General features: G+C 53.6%; 5 protein-coding genes. All 5 read right to left on the reverse strand.

Annotated features, from left to right (window positions below; all coding sequences use genetic code 11):
• Positions 1 to 558: 558 nt before the first annotated feature.
• Positions 559 to 1,215: an SOS response-associated peptidase gene (locus tag CSQ89_RS19880; protein ID WP_099407761.1), complete on the reverse strand. Its 657-nt coding sequence runs from the start codon at positions 1,213 to 1,215 to the stop codon at positions 559 to 561.
• Positions 1,216 to 1,279: 64 nt separating this feature from the next.
• Positions 1,280 to 2,587, reverse strand: coding sequence for a Y-family DNA polymerase (locus CSQ89_RS19885; RefSeq protein ID WP_099407762.1), 1,308 nt, complete (start codon positions 2,585 to 2,587; stop codon positions 1,280 to 1,282).
• Positions 2,536 to 3,039: a LexA family protein gene (locus CSQ89_RS19890; RefSeq protein ID WP_099407763.1), complete on the reverse strand. Its 504-nt coding sequence runs from the start codon at positions 3,037 to 3,039 to the stop codon at positions 2,536 to 2,538. The genes CSQ89_RS19885 and CSQ89_RS19890 overlap by 52 nt, the downstream gene beginning before the upstream one ends.
• 372 nt (positions 3,040 to 3,411) lie before the next feature.
• Entirely contained in the window at positions 3,412 to 3,888 is a 477-nt protein-coding gene (locus CSQ89_RS19895; RefSeq protein WP_099407764.1) for a hypothetical protein, read from the reverse strand.
• 27 nt (positions 3,889 to 3,915) lie between these two features.
• Positions 3,916 to 4,635, reverse strand: coding sequence for an NYN domain-containing protein (locus tag CSQ89_RS19900; protein ID WP_099407765.1), 720 nt, complete (start codon positions 4,633 to 4,635; stop codon positions 3,916 to 3,918).
• Between the last annotated feature and the right edge of the window lie 333 nt (positions 4,636 to 4,968).

Raw genomic sequence — 4,968 nt, forward strand, 5'->3', positions numbered from 1 at the left:
AAAAAAACGAGCCGCTATTTCGATAGCGGCGTTAGTCGACGAATATGTCCGGATGGCAATCGCCAGTGTTTAGGGTGAGCGATAGAAATGTTTAAAAATAATTGGCGGCATCATTGTTGGCTCGCCCTGCTCAGGGGTGTGTTAGTTCGCCCCATTGGATAATGAGGCGGGCAAGCAGCTGATTTGTAATGGACTTAAGCAGATGCAGAGCGGAACCCACGTCGCACCGCGAACGGGACTTACCCGTGAAAATCATTGGCGCTGACCCCGATATTATTTTGAATCCATCGTTGTGCCGGTGAAGTAGCGGGCAGGTTTCGGCTCCAGCTGGGCGGGAAAAGCAACGCGGCAGCGCGGTGACTGCCAAGGCCAAGCGGGTGACGCTCCGCGTGAAAAGGGTCGAGCCCGGTCGATGTGGCGCGCTGCCACTAGACTCCGACACCTTTGCCCTTTGCCGTCAGAAACACACCGGTCCAATAGTTACGAAAACTTACGGTACAGTCACCTCGCGCCCTACACCTATCGTCCAACCCTTCCGGCATGGTCACATTCATTCCACTAGAAAAGGTCGAGCGTGTGGGGCTGTTTTGGCGCTGCCTGGGCACTGAAATTTTCCAATGGGCTCAGGCTTAGGAATGTTCTCGCCAATTCGGCATCCGCGGTTAGCCATTCGCTGTATTGGTTGGGGGGAACAATGACTAATGAGCGCTTCTCATCACCTGGCTTGTGAAATTGCCCCATCAGCGCGTGGCCGTCTGCATTGATGGTCAGCAGCGAGAATGACATTTCATCGTGGCCGTCGGTTTTCCAGCTCTCCCAAATCCCCGCTGCCGCAAAGTCTTGCTTCCCTTCATTCTCGATGCGCCACCGTACCGGCTTGCCCGTGACATAGTTGGGTTCGAAAAAGCAGGACATCGGTACTAAACAAAATTGGCGTGCCTTCCAAGCATGCCGAAAACTCGGTTTCTCGCCCACGGTTTCCGTGCGGGCGTTGTACGTTTTTCGGCTCACTCCTTTGTCTTTTGCCCAAGGGGGGATCAAGCCAAAGTTGGCAGCGATACATTCCATGCTTCCCGATGCACCTTCCTGGCTACGCCGCACAATGGGCGCTAAATAGCCAGGAAATGTTTCTCGTTTGAAACTCACGTCCGGCACTGGTACGTCAAACATCTCGTAAATGATTTTCTTGTCGCTGGGCGTGAAGTTGGTACACATGCAGAATCCGAGCGTGGGATAAAGATTGGATTCGAGCATAACGCTAAATCCGGTATCAAGCCGTTCACCAGACAATAGGTACATCTACCCAGCGCGTCGTGTAACGCGGCGAACATCGATCCTGGCGCATTGTCCACACAGGGGCAGTACCTGCGCTGGCAAGCTTCAGGGTGCCTTTACCCATTTTGGCGTTGATGTGGTCCAGGGTTGCCATCAACTTACGCCGACGTAGCAATGTGGCTTCGTCCTCGAACAAACTGCCTTGGTGCAGCTTAGTAGGCACAAGGTCTACCAACATTACCCCGGCCTTGTGATAGGCAAAGCCCGGTTTGTACAGATAGCGCAGACCGGCCAGCGCGGCCTGAGTCAGCACCAGGGTATCGTTGCTGGGGTTGGCCAAGGGCATGGTTACGCCCCGGCTGTATTGCGCATCCTGGGTACGAAACGGGTTGGTTTGGATGAATACCTGCAATGCACCGGCAAGAGATTGTTGAGCGCGGAGCTTTTCAGCGGCACGGGCTACATAGGTTGATATCGCCTCGCCTAATTCCCATTCGCTGCCGATCAATACGCCAAACCCCCGGCTACACATGATCTGCTGCTTATCGGGCGCGACCTCTTCCATTTCTATGCAGGCTTCGCCGCGTAGTTCTCGCACCGTGCGAGCCAGTACAACAGAGTAAGCCCGCTTGATCTGCATTGGGTCAGCAGCGCGCAAGTCAGCAACGGTGGAGATGCCTTGCTCGGCCAAGCATCGGGTCAATTGACGGCCCACGCCCCAAACTTCGCTTACCTCTATCTCTGCAAACAGCCTGGAAGCTTCCGCAGGTGATAGGCGTGCAAGATCAAACACGCCGTTGTACTCAAGGCGCTTCTTTCCGATATGGTTACTTAGTTTCGCCAGTGTTTTGCTCGGCCCTATGCCGACACAGACCGGTAGCCCCAGCCATTGCCTTACCCGCTTACGTAGCGCATGGCCATAATCGACTAGGTTCAAATGCTGAAAGCCGGACAAGTCTAGAAAACATTCATCAATCGAGTAGGCTTCCGTGTCCGGCCCAAACTGGCCGATGACCGACATCATGCGCTGGCTCATATCGCCATAAAGCGCGTAATTGCTACTGAAGGCGAGGATGTGATGCTGCCGGGCCAAGTCTTTGAGTTGGTGCCAGGGCACACCCATTTTGACGCCTAAGGCTTTCACCTCATTCGACCGGGCCACAACGCAGCCGTCATTATTGCTGAGCACGACCACCGGCTTGCCTTCCAGCTTGGGGTTAAATACCCGCTCGCACGAGACATAGAAGTTGTTCCCGTCGATCAATGCGATCCGCGCTGGAAACGACGAATAGTCGATGTCACTACACCCCATACCACCAACTCCTGTCCTTCCTGCATTTGAATCACGGGATAGGCCGGGTTTTCCGGCACCAAGTACACGCGCGCCCCTTCCTGCTTTAAGCGTTTCACCGTCAATGCCCCGTCGAGTATGGCAATGACGATGTCGCCGGATTGGGGCGTAATGGAGCGGTCCACGACCAAGTAATCCCCTTCGCCCATATTGGCGTCCTGCATGGAATCGCCTTTCACCCGCACCATGAACGTCGCAGCAGGATGCGCAATCAAAAGTTCATCCAGGCTGAGGCTTTCGTCCATGTAGTCAGCGGCAGGCGACGGGAAGCCGGCCGCCACAGACTCAGTAGGCAGAGGAATAGCCGTTGGCGACGTAGCCGTAGCAAGGCGCTGTACGTGACAGCCTCCCGGTAAAGCGATGGCTTTATCGGGCAGCCAAACTTGGTTGAGCCACACAGGGCAGATAGACATAGCGATGGATCAAACGCATAGAACACAAACAAATTCTATGCGGAGAACGATCGTTCTCCAATGATGATCGATGCCTTGTCTTAGCGGATAGCCTAGCCGAAATAGTTGCAAACCTTCGCTGGCAAGAAAGAGCGCCCAGGAAGCCGTTCGTCAGAAGAAGGGTTGAGTAACCATCGCTGAGCCTGAGAGTAAGCTTCCTCCGAAGCTATTCGACCTTCCCTTAAAGGGACACGGGTGATGTCGAGCAATCCGGAACCCTTTGCTACCGCCTTGCACGGTTCGGCCTACCTGCGCAGCGCTTGGCCACTACGTCGGGGGCGCGGTAGCAAAGGTCTGAGCACGGGAAGCGCAGGCTAAACGGGCCGCTACACCTTAGCTGGACTCATTGGCATAGTAATACTGAAACCAGCGCATGCCTTTATCTACGGCCATCATGCACTGTTCGGTGGTAATGGCCGGAACAGTGCGTGCGCTGGCATCAAAGCAGGAACATTTGGTGCGCTTAGCATCAGTAGCGCAGCCTGTAACGGAATGTGCAATTTGAAGTCGCCGCTGCTCGACGAGCAAAGCCTCTTGGCGCTTGGCTTCCTGGTAATTACGCTCCTGCTGTGCCTCAATTTCAGCAAATCGAATCTGGTTGGACTCGACAACAGCACGGTGACCAGCCAATTCAACCTCCTTGGCGGTCTTTGCAAGCGCCTTCTCAAACCTGTAAACGGTGTATTGCTCGTAAGCAAAGAGGCCCACAAATACACCAATAGGAACTAGCAGTGCCCATACCCAAGGCGGTACAAAAAACGACGGCGGCACAGTGCTACTGCGTAACCGATAGTTGTCCCAATCTGACATAAATCCCCTCTACGAAATCCTATCTAGTTACCAATGTTTCGGTTTATGAATAGCCTTTTTATTGGTTGGTACTACAGAAGGTAATTGCGCTTGTTGTAGCTGTTCGTCGGTAAGGTTTGAGACAGACCAATCTGAGAGTTTCAGGAGGGAACCGCTAACACGACGGTGTGTGGTACTTCCCGCGACTGGGGGGTGAACTGGTGTGACGACGCCAATCATGATGTGGGGAAAATCTTGGCGGATGGCTTCCAGGGCAGGTTCTGCATCGCTGTCGTTAGACACCAATACAATACGATCATAACGCCCCTGACATGCGTCCCGATACATGGTGATCGCTAAATTCACATCCGTCTTTTTTTCTTCAAGCTTCCATACTCTGACACGTTTTTTGCGGTCATAAGGCTGACCTGGAACGAAGGCTGGCAATAGCGCGCCGCTACTGTCGTAAGAGTGATTGCCATAGATGATGTCAAAGCGCGCACCGTATCGGGCCTTCAATGCTCGGTGGTATGCCGATTGAGCCTCAACAGCGGCCTTGCCATTTGTTGCAAAGGAGGCCAAAGCATAAGCGGTAAAGAAATTGACGCGTTCCAAGCTTTCGTTTTGGTCACGCTGTGTCAGCAATGCCTGGAAGAGTTGAACGACATCAAGCCACTTAAATGGGGTGCCTCGTAACCTGCCGTAGTACAGGTTATAGCCATCAATGTAGACGGCTGTTCTCTTTGGGGCCTTTTCGCTTGATGACACGGCTGCGTTTGCTCTTTCAAGACGTGAAAAAGCCGCCCAGTGAGCGGCTTTTTCGTCTCAAACGGAAGCCAACTAAATGACACCGTAAGAGATGAGTGGTGTGGTGATTATGGCCGTTTGTTGACGATGTCGTCAACTTTAACTTTACATAGCAGGGCCTGAGGTACAACGGAACAGTTATGTTGAGCTCAACATAAACGTTCCATTGGAGAGTAGCGGCAGCGATCTCAGTTTCCTGATACGCGCTGCCGCCCTCGCAGAACCGGACTTGGAGCGTTACACCATCCGGCTCCCAGTTTGAGTCATCCACGGTAGTGACGGGTAGAGGTTGTG

Origin of the sequence: Chitinimonas sp. BJB300, assembly GCF_002735695.1 — a bacterium.
Classification (GTDB): Bacteria; Pseudomonadota; Gammaproteobacteria; order Burkholderiales; family Chitinimonadaceae; genus Chitinimonas.